Annotated in this window: 15 protein-coding genes; 10 read left to right on the top strand and 5 right to left on the bottom strand. The window is 58.5% G+C overall.

What is annotated here, in order from left to right; all coding sequences use genetic code 11:
* The first annotated feature begins 81 nt into the window (after positions 1-81).
* Complete coding sequence (gene dld / locus EPE01S_RS14835; protein ID WP_062746541.1) at positions 82-1803, top strand: D-lactate dehydrogenase; 1722 nt, start codon at positions 82-84, stop codon at positions 1801-1803.
* Between the two features lie 45 nt (positions 1804-1848).
* Here dld and EPE01S_RS14830 read toward each other — a convergent pair whose 3' ends face one another.
* Positions 1849-4281: a DUF3772 domain-containing protein gene (locus tag EPE01S_RS14830; protein WP_062746539.1), complete on the bottom strand. Its 2433-nt coding sequence runs from the start codon at positions 4279-4281 to the stop codon at positions 1849-1851.
* A 187-nt stretch (positions 4282-4468) separates the two neighbouring features.
* Here EPE01S_RS14830 and EPE01S_RS14825 point away from each other — a divergent pair, with 187 nt between their 5' ends.
* Complete coding sequence (locus EPE01S_RS14825; RefSeq protein ID WP_062746537.1) at positions 4469-4984, top strand: GNAT family N-acetyltransferase; 516 nt, start codon at positions 4469-4471, stop codon at positions 4982-4984.
* 53 nt (positions 4985-5037) lie between these two features.
* On the opposite strand, the gene pbpG is transcribed toward EPE01S_RS14825, so the two are convergent.
* Together pbpG and EPE01S_RS14815 are read right to left on the bottom strand one after the other, a co-directional pair.
* Positions 5038-5988: a D-alanyl-D-alanine endopeptidase gene (gene pbpG / locus EPE01S_RS14820; protein ID WP_062746535.1), complete on the bottom strand. Its 951-nt coding sequence runs from the start codon at positions 5986-5988 to the stop codon at positions 5038-5040.
* A 167-nt stretch (positions 5989-6155) separates the two neighbouring features.
* Complete coding sequence (locus tag EPE01S_RS14815) at positions 6156-6743, bottom strand: Yip1 family protein (RefSeq protein WP_062746533.1); 588 nt, start codon at positions 6741-6743, stop codon at positions 6156-6158.
* Positions 6744-6966: 223 nt separating this feature from the next.
* Here EPE01S_RS14815 and EPE01S_RS14810 point away from each other — a divergent pair, with 223 nt between their 5' ends.
* Positions 6967-7536: a DedA family protein gene (locus tag EPE01S_RS14810; RefSeq protein WP_062746531.1), complete on the top strand. Its 570-nt coding sequence runs from the start codon at positions 6967-6969 to the stop codon at positions 7534-7536.
* A gap of 26 nt (positions 7537-7562) precedes the next feature.
* On the opposite strand, the gene EPE01S_RS14805 is transcribed toward EPE01S_RS14810, so the two are convergent.
* On the bottom strand, positions 7563-8207 hold the full coding sequence (locus EPE01S_RS14805) for a DUF1028 domain-containing protein (RefSeq protein WP_062746529.1): 645 nt from the start codon (positions 8205-8207) through the stop codon (positions 7563-7565).
* 149 nt (positions 8208-8356) lie between these two features.
* On the opposite strand from EPE01S_RS14805, the gene EPE01S_RS14800 reads away from it, so the two are divergent.
* The 7 genes from EPE01S_RS14800 to EPE01S_RS14770 all read left to right on the top strand — a co-directional run bounded on the left by EPE01S_RS14800 (position 8357) and on the right by EPE01S_RS14770 (position 17465).
* Positions 8357-9928: an ABC transporter substrate-binding protein gene (locus EPE01S_RS14800; protein WP_062746527.1), complete on the top strand. Its 1572-nt coding sequence runs from the start codon at positions 8357-8359 to the stop codon at positions 9926-9928.
* 15 nt (positions 9929-9943) lie between these two features.
* A complete protein-coding gene (locus EPE01S_RS14795; RefSeq protein ID WP_062746525.1) occupies positions 9944-10891 on the top strand; it encodes an ABC transporter permease in 948 nt (315 codons plus the stop codon).
* On the top strand, positions 10888-12657 hold the full coding sequence (locus EPE01S_RS14790) for a dipeptide/oligopeptide/nickel ABC transporter permease/ATP-binding protein (protein WP_062746522.1): 1770 nt from the start codon (positions 10888-10890) through the stop codon (positions 12655-12657). The genes EPE01S_RS14795 and EPE01S_RS14790 overlap by 4 nt, the downstream gene beginning before the upstream one ends.
* Entirely contained in the window at positions 12654-13469 is an 816-nt protein-coding gene (locus EPE01S_RS14785; protein WP_062746520.1) for an ATP-binding cassette domain-containing protein, read from the top strand. Before EPE01S_RS14790 ends, EPE01S_RS14785 begins: the two co-directional genes overlap by 4 nt.
* Positions 13470-13482: 13 nt before the next feature.
* Positions 13483-14250, top strand: coding sequence for a FadR/GntR family transcriptional regulator (locus tag EPE01S_RS14780; protein ID WP_062746518.1), 768 nt, complete (start codon positions 13483-13485; stop codon positions 14248-14250).
* Between the two features lie 40 nt (positions 14251-14290).
* Positions 14291-16111, top strand: a complete 1821-nt coding sequence (locus EPE01S_RS14775; RefSeq protein WP_062746516.1) for a glycoside hydrolase family 15 protein — start codon at positions 14291-14293, stop codon at positions 16109-16111.
* A 181-nt stretch (positions 16112-16292) separates the two neighbouring features.
* The gene (locus EPE01S_RS14770) at positions 16293-17465 is read left to right on the top strand and encodes a L,D-transpeptidase family protein (RefSeq protein ID WP_062746513.1); all 1173 of its coding nucleotides are present in this window, start codon (positions 16293-16295) and stop codon (positions 17463-17465) included.
* Positions 17466-17836: 371 nt separating this feature from the next.
* Here EPE01S_RS14770 and EPE01S_RS14765 read toward each other — a convergent pair whose 3' ends face one another.
* Positions 17837-18865 (bottom strand): CorA family divalent cation transporter, encoded by a 1029-nt coding sequence (locus EPE01S_RS14765; protein WP_062746510.1) that lies wholly within the window; start codon positions 18863-18865, stop codon positions 17837-17839.
* Between the last annotated feature and the right edge of the window lie 87 nt (positions 18866-18952).

The raw sequence follows: 18952 nt of genomic DNA, 5'->3' as shown, positions 1-18952 counted from the left end.
GAATCACAGAGGTCTCAGACGAGACTTTATTGCCAGACAGTGAGTGCTACAGTAGAGCGGTGATACTGACAAGGACATGACATGCACACTTCCCAACACGCTGGACAAAAACTGATTGCTGAACTGGGCCGCATCGTTGGCCGCAACCATCTGCTCACGGACCCCGAAAAAACAGAGCGCTATCGCAAGGGCTTCCGATCGGGCGAAGGCGATGCGCTGGCCGTGGTGTTCCCCGGAACGTTACTGGAGCAGTGGCGCATACTGCAGGCTTGTGTTGCCGCGGATGTGATCATCCTGATGCAGGCGGCCAATACCGGACTGACCGAAGGCTCAACGCCGAACGGGAATGACTACCCGCGTGATATTGTGATTATCAGCACCCTGCGCATGGATAAAATCCAGCTGCTTGATGAAGGGAAACAAGTGCTGGCCTTCCCCGGCAGCACCCTGTATCAGTTAGAAAAAGCCCTGAAACCCCTGGGCCGCGAACCCCATTCGGTGATTGGTTCTTCCTGTATCGGTGCGTCCGTGCTCGGCGGCATCTGTAATAACTCCGGAGGTTCGCTGGTGAAACGCGGCCCGGCCTACACCGAAATGGCGCTTTACGCGCAGATAGATGCCAGCGGTACGCTGCGGCTGGTTAACCACCTCGGCATCAACCTGGGGTCAACCCCGGAGCAAATCCTGGGTAAGCTGGATGATGACAGCTGGCAGCAGAGCGACGTGCTGCACGACCAGCGCCACGCCTCCGACCCGGATTATGCCGTACGGGTACGCGATGTTGATGCCGACACGCCGTCACGTTTTAATGCAGATGCGCGCCGGCTGTTTGAAGCCTCCGGCTGTGCCGGTAAGCTCGCCCTGTTTGCGGTACGTCTGGATACGTTTGCCAGCGAAAGTGCCCAGCAGGTCTTCTATATTGGTACCAATGATACGGCGGTGCTCGATCGGCTGCGCCGCCATATGCTGGCCAGTTTTACCCATCTGCCGGTGGCCGGCGAATACATGCATCGTGATATTTTTGATATCGCGGAAACCTACGGCAAAGACACCTTTGTGATGATCGACAAGCTTGGCACCGACAAGATGCCGCTGTTCTTCACGCTGAAGGGGCGCGCAGATGCGCTGCTGGCGCGGATCAAATGGCTGAAACCCCACTTCAGCGACCGGATGCTGCAAAAAATCGCCGCGCTGCTGCCCTCCCACCTGCCGCCGCGCATGAAGCAGTACCGCGATCGTTTTGAACACCATCTGATGCTGAAAATGTCCGGCGAAGGCGTGGCCGAAGCGCGGGCCTATCTGCAGGAATTCTTCAAAGATGCCGACGGCGGGTACTTTGAATGTGAAGGAAAAGAAGGCGCACACGCGTTTCTGCACCGCTTTGCCGCCGCCGGGGCCGCCGTGCGTTACCACGCCGTGCATCATGAAGCAGTGGAAGATATTCTGGCGCTGGATATTGCGCTGCGCCGTAACGATCGCGACTGGTTCGAAAAGCTGCCGCCAGAGTTTGACGATGCCCTGACCCACCGCCTCTATTACGGCCACTTCCTGTGCCACGTATTCCACCAGGACTATATTGTGAAAAAAGGGGTGGATGCGCACGCGCTGAAAGAGAAGATGCTGGAAATTCTGCATGCCCGCGGCGCGGAGTATCCGGCAGAGCATAACGTTGGCCATCTGTATCAGGCCAAACCGCAGCTGAAGGCTTTTTACCAGCAGCTTGACCCGACTAATACGTTTAATCCTGGCATTGGAAAAACCACACGGGCGAAGCACTGGGGTGAGTGCGGGTGCGATAAATAGCCGTAGAAGAGGGCGACCGGAAAAAGGGTCGCCCCCTACGGGGGATTACTCCTCCGGCGCGTCCTTCAGTACCATCTGGCCGTTTTTACGCTCGATGATCATGGTCTGCGGCGCAGAGAGCATCACCCCTTCTTTGCGCAGTCGGGTGAGGATATCAAACAGCAGATCGCTTTTTGCGCCGCCCACCTGACGCGGGCTGGCCACATTCCCCGTCACCGACAGTACGATGCCGGTTGAGGTCAGATCCTTGAACGTGACCGAGGGCTCCGGATTCTCCAGAATACGTTCGTTCTCGTTATACACTTCCAGCAACAGCTGACGCACCTGCTGCGGGTCAATATCCAGCGGGAAGGTCAGCGTAATGGTGGCCACCCCCTGCGCATTGCCCATCGTGGCGTTGCGCACGTTCTGAGAGATCAGCTGCGAGTTCGGCACAATCACGGTGGATTTATCACTGAGCTGAATTTCGGTGGCGCGCACGTTAATACGGCGGATATCCCCTTCAATGCCGCTGATGCTCACCAGGTCACCCACTTTGACCGGGCGCTCCGTCAGCAGGATCAGGCCGGAAATAAAGTTCTTCACAATCTCCTGTAAGCCGAAACCGATACCGACCGACAGGGCGCTGACGATCCACGCCAGCTTGTTCCACTGCAGACCCATAATCGACAGTGTCATCAGGATCACCAGCACAAATCCAATATTGCTGAACAGCGTGAGCAGCGACAGCCGCATCCCTTTGTCCATGGTGGTTTTGGGCAGGAAATCATGCTCCAGCCAGCGTTTCACCGAACGCAGCACCCAGATGCCGACCACCATGCAGATCAGCGCATTGACCATATGCGCAGGCACGATATTCAGGGATTCAAGCCCTTTGCCGCCCCAGAATTCAATCGCTTTCTGCACCAGCTCAATCGGCGTCGAACTGCCGAAGGTGCCATTAAGCAGCGCCATCGCGGCCGCCAGTACAAGGAACGTCTTGCCAATGGCACCAAGCACCGCCGCCACCTGCCCCAGATGCCGCTCGTCGATATTCAGTGAGGTCTGAATACGCTTGCCGGAAGCATTGTTGGTGGAGAACAGGCTTTCGCAGCCGTCCGCTACCAGCTGGCTGCAGATGTAGAATGAACCAAAGACAATTCCCATCCAGATCAGCTCATAGCTGAGGAAGCGCGCCAGGGTGATATAACCAATCAGCAGCGCGATCATGATCGCCACGCCAATCAGCGTCAGCGCCATCTGAATCAGCCCTACCAGCGTGGATTTGGCCTCGGGTGGGTTACCCGCCTGGAGCATACGCCGGCGCACGCGATTGGTTCGCATGCTGATTGACAGCGCCGTGGCACCGATCAGCAGCGCCGTCATGCCGTTGGCAAAAATCGTCGTGCCGACGCTGGTGCTGGCGCTGCTGTTAAAGGTCTCTACCGTCTGGAAAATAAACACCAGGGCGGCGGTGAGCGGTGGATAGGGCTTTAAAGCCAATGCCACTTCATTGGAAATATTGGGCAGACGCCATGAGGGCCGACGGGTGGAGAGGAACGCCCGCCCTAATCCGGCGATCAGACCGCAGAACACACTCAGCCCGACCAGCTTATCGGCAAAATCACGGACGTCATCAATCACCTGATCGTGACGGGTAAAGGCCTGGTCGAGGAAATTAAATGCCAGCACCACCGCGGCCAGGGTGGTCACTGCCGTGGCGGCCGCCAGGAAACTACGGCGCAGACGCCCTTCGGGCAGATGATGGATCCCCACCCAGGCGAGAAACTCCTCCAGATAGCGGCGACCCAGCGTGGCGACCAGCCCGGCGGCCAGCACCCACATAATGGTGCCAAAACGCCAGCCTGACTCCCACGACAGTGCGGCGGTGGAAGTCAGTTCATCAATAAAATCGCTGATTTTAACGCTGTCATCGCTTTGCGTGTTATACAGCGGCGCCCAGAAGCGCGGGCCAAGAATACTGCCCGCGTTCAGTGCCAGCTGAGTTTTCAGCGCATCACGACGCAGGGTAACGATCTGCGCGGAAAGATTAATGGCCCCGCTCTTTATGGCTTCCGCCTGCTTGATCTGGGCATCCATTTTCCCCTTCTGGTTTTCCAGCTTATTTCTTTTGCTGGTCACCTCCGCGGTCTCTTTCACTCCGCTGTTGGCCTGCGGAGCCGGGCCAAGCACGGCCAGCTGGGCCTGCAACTGGGCACGCTGGGGAACAATACCCTGCATCAGCGTATCCGCATCGCCAGACAGCTCCAGCGCCAGTTCGTTGAGCGCCATCAGCTTGCTGTCGTTGGTTTCACCGGAAACCTGCTGTTTGATCTTGTCCAGCACCTTCTGCATTTTCGGCAGTTCAACGGCAGCATTGACCTTTGGAGGGGCATCGGTTTGCTGTGCGTCATCGCCCTCCGCAGCCATAACCAGCTGGGGCGATAGCGTCACGAGCGCCAGCAGACAAACGCGAAGAAAAGTTAACAAGCCAGACATGTGCAGGTTCCTGATACTAAGGCAGCGCCGGGCGGCGCCTGACAATTGCCGGCTAGTTTATGCTTTTGCCCTGGCCGGCACTATAGGATTTGTGATGTAAAAATGAGGTCGTTATCATAAGAATATTCTATGACTATCGTCGACGGTGAGTATGGCAAATTAAGAAGAAAATACGCATGGAGCAAACATGTCTCTTCCCCACGCTGACCTGACGGTCCGCGACGCCGTCCTCGCCGATATCGACGCCCTCACCCGTATTTATGCCTGGCATGTCCTGCACGGCTGCGGTTCCTTTGAAGAAACGCCGCCTGATGCGGCAGAAATGGCCGATCGCTATCGAAAAGTCGCTTCATTCGATCTGCCGTGGCTGGTAGCAGAGAGGGACGGCCAGGTGGTGGGATATTGCTACGCCACCCAGTATCGCCCCCGTCCGGCTTATCGCTTTACCGTCGAAGACTCGGTTTATATTGATGCCGATCAGGGCGGACGAGGCATCGGCACCGCACTGCTCGCCGCGCTGATTAGCCGCTGTCAGCAGGGGCCGTACCGGCAGATGCTGGCCATTATCGGCAATGGTGAGCGTAATGCCGGCTCACTTAACCTGCATAAGAAAATGGGCTTTGAGATCGTCGGCAACTTTCGCGCCGTGGGTTTCAAACACGGTGAATGGCGCGATACGTTATTGATGCAGCGGGCGCTATAACCGGGGCTATCGGGGGCGAGTGTAAAAAGGATCGCCCCCGACAGGAGCGCAGGTCACTCTACCGCGCTGTCATCGACCACACGGTTACCTGCCAGCTGTGAGGCTTTTTGCTTTTTATAACTCAAAGCTGCAGGCGGAACCGGGGAAATTTTACCGGTTTCAATCCACTTACGCAGGCGATTTGCGTCAGCAAAATGTGTGTATTTACCAAAGGCATCCAACACGACCAGGGACACCGGGCGGTGATTGATCACCGTACGCATCACCAGGCAGTGACCCGCTTCATCGGTATAACCGGTTTTCGTCAGCTGAATATTCCAGTCAGGCCGATACACCAGATGGTTGGTGTTACGGAACGGCAGGGTGTAGTTCGGATTACGGAACGTCGCCATATCTTCATGGGTGGTGCTCAGTTCACCCAGCAGCGGATAGCGTTTCGAGGCAATCAGCAGTTTGCTCAGATCGCGCGCCGTGGAGACGTTTTTAATCGACAGCCCGGTGGGTTCCACGTAGTGCGTATTACTCATGCCCAGCGCGCGCGCTTTGGCGTTCATGGCGCGAATAAATGCATCATAGCCACCCGGATAGTGGTGCGCCAGGCTGGCCGCTGCGCGGTTTTCCGAGGACATCAGCGCCAGCAGCATCATATTCTTGCGGCTGATCTCACTGTTAAGGCGCACGCGGGAATAAACACCGCGCATCTCCGGGGTATGACTGATATCAACCGCCAGCATTTCATCCATCGGCAAATGGGCATCCAGCGTCACCATCACCGTCATCAGCTTGGTGATCGAGGCGATCGGCCGCACCAGATCGGGGTGGCTGGCGTAGATCACCTTCTGGGTATTCAGGTCGACAATCATTGCACTGCCGGAGGCAATTTCAGGCTGGGCAGCGGTCGTGACAACGGCCGGTTGGGTACGCGCAACGGCCTGATTCAGCATGCCCTGAGCAGAGAACAGCAGAACCACACTTAATAAAGACAAACGAATTTTTGCAGGCATCGTAAACTTCAAGGCTGATAGTGGAGGGTGTGGAGGCCACACACCGCTTCCCGCGTCATTACGGGGGCTGGCGTACGCATAATACGTCGGATGTTAAGGATTTTCCTACAGGTTATTCGTTTCCGGGCGTTACCAACAGACCGCCGGTTTCCCGGCGGTACAGGCGGTCAGAAAAGCTGATAGCCATAGCCCCAGATCACCACGGTCATCGCCAGTAACACTTCAAACACCAGGATGCCAATGGCCAGCGTAGAGCCGGAAAGCCGCAGACTCTCTTCACGGTCAATACTCAGAAACAGCGGGATACCGACATACAGCAGATAGCCGGTGTAGGCCAGCGCCAGCGCGCCGACCAGTACACAGAGCCACACCAGCGGATAGAGTGCCACCAGCCCGCTGATAAACAGCGGCGTGGCCACATAGCCGGCAAACACCCGACAGCGCGCGAGCGAGGGTCGCTGCGGGTAGTCCCGCGCCATCCACCAGATAACCCTCCCCATCACCGCCACCCCCAGCAGGATCAGGGCGTAAAACAGCACCGCCAGGGAAAAAGCGGTGGTCAGTGACAGGGGGATAGTGCGTTCAATCCCAATATCCCAGCCGACCTGTGTGGTGCCGATAAAGGCGCAGAGCACCGGGATCAGCGCCATCAGCAGGACGTGGTGAGTGTAATGGTGCGAGAGCGTTTCATTCTCTTGCTTAATGTCGCGCATCTCCCGACCCGGATGCGCAAGCAGTCCCCAGACATGGTTCATAGCGTCACTCCTCTGTACGACGGACCGCCAGCAGGCACTGTTCAGGGCGGCATCTCTTCAAGTATAAGCGGCTCTGAATAGTTTGTTTTTTAACCCGTGATGAAATGTATTAAGCACTTCATTACATGCAAAAAATAAAGCGTCTGACAGCACTGAGGCTGCAAGATTTGTTAAAAGGGTTAGACTTAGCGGCACAAATACACTGAGGAGTACCGGTTTTCTGATGGATGTGAATGCGCTGATTTCCCAGTATGGCTACTGGGCATTATTTATTGGCTGTCTGGCTGAAGGCGAAACCTTTACCCTGCTGGGCGGTGTCGCTGCCCATGAGGGGCTGCTGCGCTATGGCTGGGTGGTGCTGGTGGCGATGTGCGGCGGAATTTTGGGTGATACAGCCCTGTTCTTTATTGGCCGCCGCTACGGGGAACCGATCCTCCATCGGTTCCGGAAACATCAGCAGCAGATCGATCGTGCTAACCGCTTAATCCGCAAACGCCCGGTTCTGTTCGTCATCGGCGTACGTTTTATGTACGGACTGCGCATTGTCGGGCCAATTATCATTGGTGCCAGCAGGCTGTCGCCGCGTAAGTTTTTACTGTTTAACCTGGTCGGCGCGGCGCTGTGGGCGGTCATTTTTGTCACCCTCGGCTATCTGGGCGGCCGGGTGATTGCCCCCTGGCTGCATCAGCTCGATCATCACCTGAAGCATCTGTTCTGGCTGCTGCTGGCGGTGGTCGTCGTGTGGGGAGTCCGCTGGGCGGTGAAACACCGCAACAAAACGCATAAACAGTAAAGATTAGCGACGCGGGATCAGGGAGATCAACCGCTCCCCGGCAGGTGCCGGAAAAAGTCCGCATAGGCCGGTGCCCTGACCTGTTCAAGCACTTCCGCCAGCTGTGTCAGCGGGGCATCCGACCAGTCAACGCGCAGATCAATCTCCGCATAAGGCCGTGTGTCCCACACTTTCAGCGCCGCAGAGCGGATGCCCCGCTCATCCCCTCCGGCCTGCTGCGCTGCGTTTAGCGCCGCCAGCATCCGATCGGCCAGCGGCAGGCTGGCGGCGCGTTCAAACGCCGTCTGCATGGATACCAGCACGCGATCGCCTGCCAGCATATTGCCCGCTACGGCCAGTTGCCCCCCCGCCACGCTGCTGAACCAGGCCCCGCACAGGCTGCCGCTCCAGTGCGCTGTTGCCCCGGCGTTATCAACGATCAGCAACTGCCGCCGCTCGCGCGCCTCATCTTCTTTCAGCAACAGGTGCAGCGTCTGCTCCGCACTCAGTCCCGCCGTCAGCAGCTCCAGACCGCGAATACCGTACAGCGGATTCGTCAGGGCCTGAGTTGCGATTGCCCCGGTGCGGGCCCGGCCGTGGATCACCAGCGCCCCTACCGCCGGGCCGCCCGTAGCAGCGGCCGCCGCCAGCGCGCCGCTCTGCGCATCGCGTGCCACAATGGAAAAGGTCATTGCACCCTCCTTCTGTCAGGCAGATCAAATTTATATGGATAAATTATTGCACTTAACCCTATTTATACGCATAAATAACAAACAGGACAAACTTTGTTCATCCGCATGTCACACTGGTGCGGTGATCGCTCTGCTTAACGAGGACCGCTATGTTCAAATCGCTACGCACCGGGTTGCACTGTCTTACCGCCTGCCTTGCCCTGCTGACGCTGGCCCCCCAGGCCGGGGCTGAGTCGCCTCCCGGCGTGCTGGTCGTAGGCCAGGTGGCCGAACCGCAGTCGCTTGATCCTCAGGTGGCGACCGCCGCTAACGATTCACGCATTCTGGTGAATATTTACGATGGTCTGGTCCGTAATGCCCCCGGCTCACTCACCATTGAGCCGGCACTGGCCAGCCGCTGGGACATCAGCCCGGACGGGCGGCGTTATACCTTTCACCTGCGTGAAGGCGTGACCTTCCAGGATGGCACGCCGTTTAACGCCGGCGCGGTGAAATTTACTTTTGAACGGATGCTCAATAAGCAACATCCGTACTATCACACCGGCCCGTTTCCGCTGAGCTTCTTCTTCTCCTCCATCGATACCATCACCACGCCGGATGCGCAGACGGTAGTCTTTACGCTGAAGCAGCCTTTTGCTCCGCTGCTTTCCAATCTTGCCACGCCCGCCGGGCTGATTGTCTCCCCGGCCGCCGTGAAAAAATATGATAAAGACGTGGGCCGCCATCCGGTTGGCACCGGGGCCTTCCGTTTTGATGAATGGCAGGCGAATCAGCGCGTCGTCCTGACCGCGAATAAAGATTACTGGGACGGTGCGCCAAAGCTGGAAGCCGTGGTATTCCGTCCGATCACCGACGGCAACACCCGCACCGCAGAGATGCTCTCAGGGGGGATTGATGCCATGGTCGAGGTGCCACCGGATACGGTGAACACCTTTGCCGGTAATCCCCAGTTTCAGCTCCACCAGGCCGTCGGTCCGCACGTCTGGTTTCTGCTGCTGAACACCCGCGAAAAGCCGTTTAACGATAAACGCGTCCGCCAGGCGGTGAACTACGCGGTCAACAAGCAGGCGCTGGTCGACAACGTGTTGCAGGGGTCCGCGCAGGTGGCCGACGGCCCTATCCCGTCAGCGTTTACATGGGCCGCGAACAAAGACGTCAGTCCTTATCCGTATGACCCGGCCAAAGCCCGCGCGCTGCTGAAGGAAGCCGGAGCCGAAGGCGCCACGCTGAACTTCTTTGTCACCGAGGGCGGATCAGGCATGCTGGATCCGGTGCCGATGGCAACGGCCATTCAGGCCGATCTGAAAGCCGTGGGGCTGAACGTGAAGATCCAGACCTGGGAATGGAACACCTACCTGGCGAAAGTGAACGCCGGGCTGACGCCGCAGACCCAGATGGCAGAGATGGCGTGGATGACTAACGACCCGGATACGCTGCCCTTCCTGACGCTGCGACGCGACGCCTGGCCGGATAAGGGCGGCTTCAACTCGGGTTACTACAGCAACCCGCAGGTCGACACCCTGCTGGATGAAGCCCGCAGTACCAGCGATCAGCAGAAGCGTGGAGCACTGTATCGCCAGGTGCAGGCCATCGTTCACGACGACGCCCCCTGGCTGTTTGTCGCCAACTGGAAACAGAACGCCGTCACCACCCGCCAGGTGCAGAACTTTGCCCTGCAACCCAACTTCAACCTGATCCTGCATCAGGTCAGTAAACCCTGACGGAGGAGGCCTGCTATGTGGAGCTTTTTATTACGGCGTCTGATCGGGGTGATCCCGGTAATAATCGGGCTGTCGCTGATTGTTTTTCTGTTGATGGCGATGATCCCCGGCAACCCGGCACAGGCGCTGCTGGGGGCCTTTGCCACCCCGGAAAACGTCGCCCGCGTCAGCGCCGAGCTGGGTCTGGATAAACCGCTATGGCAGCAGTATTTTATCTGGGTTAACAACCTGCTGCACGGCGATTTCGGACGCTCCTACGTGCTGAATCGCCCGGTGATTGATGAAGTACTGGAGCGTCTGAACGCCACGCTGCTGCTCGGCGGCTGCGCCCTGCTGTTAAGCGTTGTTTTCGGCCTGCTGGCGGGAGTGACCTCCGCCGTACGTCAGTTTGGCTGGGGCGACAGAATCATCACCCTGCTGGTGCTGATCGGCATTTCGCTGCCCTCTTTTCTCATCGGCCTGCTGATGATTATGCTGTTTGCCGTCAGCCTGCGCTGGTTCCCGGCCTCCGGGATGTTCGCCATTTACGGCGGCGGCGATGTGCTGGATCTGCTGCATCATCTGACCCTGCCCGCCATCACCCTGGCCATTGTCGCGACCGGGGTGATCGCGCGCCTGACACGTACCGCAATGCTGGAAGTCCTGCGCCAGGACTATATCCGCACCGCCCGTGCCAAAGGCGTCAGCGAGCGCCGGGTGATCTGGCGTCACGCCTTTCGCGTGGCTCTGGTGTCGGTGATCCCGGCCATTGGCATTCAGGCCGGGTTTGTGCTCGGCGGGGCGGTGTATATCGAAACCGTGTTTCAGTGGCCGGGCCTGGGGGCCATGCTGGTTAAAGCGGTCTCCACGCGCGATCTGCTGCTGGTGCAGGGCGGCGTGCTGGTGGCGGCCATTGCCTACGTACTGATTAATCTGCTGACCGACATCGTTCAGGCCTGTCTTGACCCGAGGGTAAAATCATGACTGTTAACACCTCCCCTCCCGCACGACGCACCGGCTGGTCGCTGTTGCTGCATAACCGCCTGGCGGCGCTGGGACTGCTGCTGCTGATTGTCACCATCACGGCAGCGCTGCTCGCGCCACTGCTGCCGCTGCCGGACCCGGATGCCACCGATCTGCTTAAACGGCTGGCGCCGCCGCTGACGCCGGGTCATCTGCTGGGCACGGATGCACTGGGACGCGATATGCTGTCTCGCCTGTTGTGGGGTACGCGGGTGTCGGTGGCCGTCGGCCTGAGCGCCACCCTGCTGGCGGCGGTGTGTGGCACGCTGATCGGGCTGATTGCCGGTTACGCCGCCGGGCGCACCGACAATATTTTGATGCGGTTGATCGATATGATCATGGCCTTCCCGTATATATTACTGGCTCTGGCGATCGTCGCCGTCCTCGGCCCGGGGCTGCTGAATGCGCTGTATGCCATTGCACTGGTCAATATTCCTTTCTTTGCCCGCAACGTGCGTGGCCTGACCCTCGGCCTGCGCGAACGCGACTTTATTCAGGCAGCCAGGCTGTCCGGTAAAAACCACACCCAGATCCTGTTAACGGAAGTGCTGCCTAACGTCCTGCCGCTGATTGTCGTCACCCTCTCTACCACTATCGGCTGGATGATTCTGGAAACCGCCGGGCTGTCATTTCTCGGCCTGGGAACCCAGCCACCGGATGCAGATTTAGGATCGATGCTTGGCCAGGGGCGCAGCCAGCTGTTTATCGCTCCCCACGTCGCCCTGGTGCCGGGGGTAATGATCTTCCTGCTGGTGATTGGCTTTAACCTGCTTGGCGACGGCGTGCGCGATCTGCTGGATCCGCGCCTGAAGTCCGGCGCCCTGCTGCGTTCGCAGGCCATGACCACCGTCGACCGCGCGCAGATCCCGGCACGTGCCCACCCGGAGGCGCTGCTGGAAGTGGCCGGTTTACAGGTGGCCTTCAGCCGGGGTCAGCAACGCGTCCCGACGGTAAAAGGCATCAGCTTCCATTTACACGCCGGCGAGTGTCTCGGCCTGATCGGTGAGAGCGGTTCCGGAAAAAGCGTCAGTGCGCTGGCGATTATGGGGCTGGTTGCCTCCCCGCCCGGCGTGATCACCGGCGGTAGCATCTGGCTGGGCAACGAAGAGCTGCTGTCGCTCTCACCGGCGGCCATACAACAGCGGCGCGGCGTACGGGTGGCCTATATATTCCAGGATCCGCTGACATCACTGCACCCGCAGATGCGCATCGGCCAGCAGCTGGTTGAGGCGATCCAGTGCCACCAGCCGCTGAGTGCGGCGGCGGCACGCGCTAAGGCGATTACGCTGCTGGAAGATACCGGTATTCAGCACGCCGCAGAGCGCTTTGATGCCTGGCCGCATCAGCTTTCCGGCGGCCAGCGCCAGCGTGTCGGGATTGCCATCGCCCTGGCTAACGATCCGCAGGTGATTATTGCCGACGAACCGACCACCGCGCTGGACGTGACGGTACAGGCACGCATTCTGGCGCTGCTGAACGATCTGCGCCACAAACGCGGGCTGGCGCTGCTGTTTATCACCCATGACTTTGCTGTGGTCAGCGAGATGTGCGATCGGGTCGCGGTGATGCGTCATGGGGAAATCGTGGAAAGCGGCAGTACCGCCTCGGTACTGCAGGCTCCGCGCCACGACTACACGCGGCGGCTGATTGCCAGCGTGCCGCAGCGCGGCCAGGGCCGGGCCTTCCTGCAACAGATCCGTCAGCTGCACGCGCGGGAGACATCATGAAAAAAGTGATTGAAATACACGATCTGAAGAAAACCTATCACGGCCACGGTGGCTGGTGGCAGCGCAGTGCCTCCGTCGATGCCGTAAAGGGCATCAGCCTGGACCTCTGGCAGGGGGAAACGCTTGCGGTGGTGGGGGAAAGCGGCAGCGGCAAAAGCACCCTGGCACGGATGCTGGTCGGGCTGGAGTCTCCGACTTCAGGCAGCCTGACCCTGCAGGGCGAGGATGCCCGTGTTCTGGCGCAGCGCGGCGTCCAGGCCTTTGGCAAAACCATCCAGTATGTGTTTCAGGACCCGGTGGCCTCACTGAATCCGCGCAAAACGATTCAGCAGATCCTCAGCGTCCCGCTGCAGCGCCTGTGCGGCTATCGGGCCAGTGCCTGTCTGCCTCGTCTGCAGCAACTCCTGACGGCGGTCAATATGCCTCACGACGCCCTGCACTGCTATCCGCACGAGTTTTCCGGCGGTCAGGCCCAGCGGCTGGCCATTGCCCGCGCACTGGCCGCAGAAGCCCGGATCCTGGTGCTGGATGAGCCCGTCAGCGCACTTGATGTCTCCGTACAGGCGCAGGTTCTACTGCTGCTGGAGGATCTCAAACAGCAGTTTGGCCTTTCTTACCTTTTTATCAGTCACGATCTGGCGGTGGTGGAATCGATTGCCGACCGCGTGGCGGTGATGAATTCTGGTACTATTGTGGAGTGCGCCGCCACACAAACGCTGTTCAGTGCCCCCGCGCATGAATACAGCCGTCAGCTGCTGGCCAGCGCGCCAGCCTGGCAGGCCACGCCGCCAGGCGTTCAGCCCACTTTCTGATATACAGGTGACCATGTCCTCAGTCTCCACGCCGCCCGATGCGGTAAAGCGTAAGCGAACCGACACCATTATCGATGCCATTAAGCAGAGCATTGTTGATGATAATCTGCTCCCCGGCGATCGTCTGCCGCAGGAGAAGGATCTGATGACCCGCTTTTCTGCCGGAAAGAGTACCGTACGCGAGGCGTTGAAAGCGCTGGAAGCACAGGGGCTGATCCGCACGCGTACCGGCCCCGGCGGCGGTGCGTTTATCGACAGTATGCCGGAAGCCCGCGCCATGAGCCTGCTGTCAAACTATCTGTTTACCCGGGAACTGAGCATCAGCCATATCTATGCACTGCGTAAAACGCTGGAGCCCCAGGTGGCGGTCAGCGCCATCGGGCAGATTGACGAAGCCGGTTTTCAACATCTGCATCAGCTGATCCGCGTCTACGATCATGCGCCCGCCAGTGAGCAGGAGCGCTGGGATCAGCGCATGGCGGAGCTGGACTTTCACAGCGTGGTCGCCAGTTATTCCGCAAATCCGCTGCTGGCCTTCTTCTGCCGCTTCCTCCAGCGGCTGCTGAAAGATCTGGCGGTGTGCAAAGATATCTATCAGCAGCCGCAGCCGGTCGATCGCCGCCAGGGGATTGAGTATCAGTATCAGCTGATTGATGCGCTGCGCCGACAGGATGCCCCTGCCGTGGAGCGCATTATGCGTGACCACATGCACCACGCTGAACAGGCGATGCTGACCCTGCAGGCTACGCTGGAAGAACGTTTTTTACGTGACGATAGCTGACTTTACGCTTCGCTTTCTCTGGGGCCGCTATAGTTAAACGATGAATACGATAAAACGACACATAGAAGACCACGGTGTCATTGGCGATTTGCGCACCTGCGCACTGATCGCTACTGACGGTTCCCTCGACTATTTCTGCTGGCCCAACCTCGACAGTCCCTCCATTTTCACTGCCCTGCTCGACAGTGATGATGCCGGGATTTTCAGCCTCAGCCCGGACTGGCCAGATGCCCGCCGGATGCAGATCTACCTGCCCGATACCGCCATCCTGCAAACCCGCTGGCTGGACGATCAGGGGGTGGTGGAAGTCACCGACTATATGCCGGTATGCCAGCGGGAAGATCGCCTGCCGCGCATCATTCGCCGCATTAAGGTTGTCCACGGCACCGCCACCCTTAATCTGCGCTGCGCCCCGGTTCATGATTATGCCCGGGCGGCCACCACGGCCACCCTGCATGACGGGGCGGTAACCTTCCACGCTGACGGCCAGCCCACGCTGCGACTGACGGGCGGGGCTGATTTCGGGCTGGATAAGGCGGCAGCGGTGGCACAATTTACCCTGACGGCCGGCGAGTCGCGCGAGTTTATCTTCGGCGCGGATGAAGATCACCACCTGGATCATGCTAACGAAAACAGCAGTGACACCTGTTTTGATGCCACACTGGCTTACTGGCGGCACTGGAGCGCACAGAGCAGCTATCAGGGCCGCTGGCGGGAAATGGTGACTCGCTCGGCAATCACGCTGAAGCTGCTGACCTCATGGCAACACGGCTCCATCGCAGCAGCCGCGACGTTCGGCCTGCCGGAAGAGCTGGGGGGAGAACGCAACTGGGACTACCGCGCTTCGTGGATCCGCGATGCCTCCTTCAGCATGTATGCCCTGATGCGCCTGGGCTATGTGGACGAGGCGAAGCACTTCACTCACTGGGTGGCGCGCTGCGTGGAGAACAGTCACAGCGACGTGGAAAAACTCCAGATAATGTACCGCCTTGACGGTGGAACAGAGCTGCATGAGAGTGAGCTGCTTAATCTGTCCGGTTATGCCGGTTCCCTGCCGGTGCGCATTGGTAATGATGCATGGCACCAGTCACAGCTGGATATCTACGGCGAACTGATGGATGCCATCTACCTGGCAAATAAATACGGGGAAGCCATTTCCCAGCGCGGCTGGAACCACGTCAGCAGGATGATTGATTACGTTGCTGAACACTGGAACCAGACCGATGCCGGCATCTGGGAGATGCGCGGTGAACCCCAGCATTTTCTCCACTCGCGGCTGATGTGCTGGGTGGCGATGGATCGGGCACTCAGGCTGGGGGAAAAGCGCTCACTGTCGATGCCTGCCGAGCGCTGGGCCGCTGCCCGCGATGCGATCCGCACCGATATCTGGCAGAACTTCTGGCACAAAAATGGCCACTTTGTCGCGACACGCCACGGTGAATTTGTCGATGCCTCCATGCTGCTGATGCCGCTGGTACGTTTCGTCGGCGCGACCGATCCCGACTGGCTGGCGACGCTGGACGTCATTAAAGACAAGCTGGTCAGTGATGGCATGGTGCGGCGCTATAACGTGAGTGAAACCCCGGCTGACGGGCTTCAGGGCGAAGAAGGCGCGTTTGCCGCCTGCTCGTTCTGGTACGTAGAGTGTCTTGCCCGTGCGGGTCGGCTTGATGAAGCACACTTTGAGTTTGAGAAACTGCTAAATTACGCCAATCATGTCGGCCTGTACGCTGAAGAGTTTGACAGCCGGGGACATGCGCTGGGTAATACGCCACAGGCGTTAACCCACCTGGCGCTGATCAGTACCGCTTTCTTCCTTGACCGTAAACTCAGCGGAAAAGATCCACTGTGGCAACCCTGATACCCGCATTTTGCATCGCTGAAAGGGTGGCATTGCAGACAATTTATCGTAAAGATAGTTCAACAGGGAAAATGCTGGTTTCTTCTGGGACCATTATGCACATATAATGTGCAGCCGGTCACAGTTGGCCAGTATTGGGTCGTTTATCAACAGTCTACATGGCGCTACACCTGAAATTACTATGAAAAAGAACATTCGTGCGTTCGTCACCCTGATTCTGGCGGCAGCGGCTTTCAGCCACTCTGCCTTCGCTGTGGTTTACCCGCTTCCGGCCGCGAACAGTCGCCTGATTGGGGAAAATCTGGAAATTACCATCCCGCAGGATAGCAAACTTCCTCTGGAAGCATTCGCGGCTCAGTACCAGATGGGTCTGAGCAACGTGATGGAAGCTAACCCTGGCGTTGACGTCTATCTGCCCAAAGCCGGCAGTAAACTGATCATCCCTCAGCAGTTGATCCTGCCCGACGCCCCGCGCGAAGGTATCGTGATCAACAGCGCGGAGATGCGTCTGTATTACTATCCGAAAGGCACCAAAACCGTTGTGGTTCTGCCCATCGGCATCGGTGAGCTGGGGAGAGATACGCCGGTGAACTGGACGACGACGGTTCAGCGTAAAAAAGATGGCCCGACCTGGACGCCAACCAAAAAAATGCATGAAGAGTACGCGGCACGCGGCGAATCCATGCCGGCGGTGTTCCCGGCTGGCCCGGATAACCCGATGGGTCTTTATGCCCTGTATATCGGTCGCCTGTATGCCATTCATGGTACCAATGCCAACTTCGGTATCGGCCTGCGTGTGAGTCACGGCTGCGTCCGCCTGCGTGCGGATGACATCAAATGGCTGTTCGATAACGTGCCGGTGGGAACGCGCGTGCAGTTTATTGACCAGCCGGTGAAAGCCTCGGTAGAGCCAGACGGCTCACGCTACGTGGAGATTCATAATCCGCTGTCGCAGACCGAAGAGCAGTTTGCTTCACGCGAGCCGGTGCCGCTGACATTGACTTCTGCCGTCAATAAAGTGGTTTCTGATGCCAGCGTGAACACCACGGCCATGGAAGACGCGTTGAAATCCCGTTCTGGTATGCCGGTGAAGGTGAATGGTACTGACAACCAGCCTGCTGCTCCGGTGGTTGTGCCTGAGCAGGCAGATGCGCTGCCTGCAGAAACCCCTGCCGCTCCGGCTACGCCAGAAAGTGGCGATGCCGCTGCGCCTGTCACGCCGGCCGCCCCGGAAAATACGGACACTGCGACGCCTGCGGCACCAGCCGCTGCGCCTGCCGGGGCAGAGACCTCAGCGCAGAACGCACCGACACTGACGCAACCCGGCCCGATTTACAGCACGCCGAAATCCTGATCTCCTGCTGTCGATTGCTCAACCCCTGCCCCTCACGGTGCAGGGGTTTTTTATTACCGTAATGCGCTGTCTTTCAGAAAAAGATGACAAGCATAATATCTGCCAAAATAATGAAATTTTATTATTAATGCTATTTATCGAAACCGATAACACGCGATATCGGGCAAGTTATCCAAATAACACAGCATTAAATGCTTCTCAAAACCGGACGCATTGGACTACCCTTGTCCTCGTGTTAGCACTCTCTTGCTAACGCTCTCGACAACAAATAGGTCTTAGAAAATATCCATTGTTTTCACTACTGTTTACTGGCTAAGTTGCCACTCACCAGTATTCCACCCGGGGGAGGTGATAAACCTTTCCCCGTTTTTTTACTCCCTGTCGCGACGACGCAGTACCAGCCAGGCAGCGACAGCGGTAAAAATTGTCACTAACACCACCAGCAGTAAAAATCCGTGCGGATTCGTTGCCAGCGGCACGCCCCCTACGTTCATGCCAAAGAAGCCGGCAACGAGGTTAATGGGTAGCGCCAGCACGGTGATCAGCGTCAGGGTAAACAGGGTACGGTTGCTCTGCTCCAGCTGTTGGGCAGCAATCTCTTCCTGCAGCAGGCGTATACGTTCCGTCAGCCCGTTAAGATCGTTCAGCACCACGGTAAACTCCTCGGTGAACTGGCGCAGTTCCTGGACAACATGCTGATGAAGCCAGCCGGGCGGCCGGTTAATCAGACGAAACAGCGCCGCCGGTTCGGGTGCCAGCAGGCGCTGAAAGCGCAGCAGCGTGCGGCGCAGACGCCCGAGCTCACTGCGGTTACTTTTAATATGCTGCCCGAGCAGCCGCTCTTCTATCTGATCCACGTACTGGTTAGACTGCCGCACTATCAGCGCCAGCACCTCTTCCTGTTCCGCCAGCAGCTGGGTCAGCAGGCCGGTGGAGGAGCGCAGCCCCAACGTATCCAGCTTGGCAACAAGCCGCTCAACCAGGCGCAGCGGCTTAAAACGGGCGCTCACCACCAGCCCGTCGCGACACCAGATCCACAGCGTGGCGCTTTCATCGCTGGTTTCACGGGCGTTAAAGGCCACATCATTCAGCACCGCCATCAGGGCATCGTTCTGCGGTTCAATGCGGGTACTGTGCGACCCCTGCTGGATCTCATCAAAAAAATCATCATCCACGTCGAAATGCGTTTTCAGCCAGCGTGCCGCCGCCGCGTGGTTAAGATTGACGTGCAGCCAGAGAAAACTGCCCTCCTCTGGGCCTCCGCTCCACGCTTCACAGGACTGCTGTACCGTCAGGCTTTCCGGTGCCAGACCATCGGTAAAACGGTAGCCGTAAATCAGGCCCGACACATCGTCACTAAAGTCAGGTTTTTGCCGGAGTAACGGCAGGTGTTGCGTCATCGTTTTTTCCGGTATGAGCACGTTATCGCGATGCTCCTATCCTGCCGCAGCCTGATGACCGTTTTGTTACCAGCCGCACCGCGTTTA

Source organism: Erwinia persicina NBRC 102418 (assembly GCF_001571305.1).
In the GTDB taxonomy this organism is placed as follows: domain Bacteria; phylum Pseudomonadota; class Gammaproteobacteria; order Enterobacterales; family Enterobacteriaceae; genus Erwinia; species Erwinia persicina.
The sequence above is the reverse complement of the archived record's forward strand: the minus strand, read 5'-3'. Positions and strand labels throughout refer to the sequence as shown.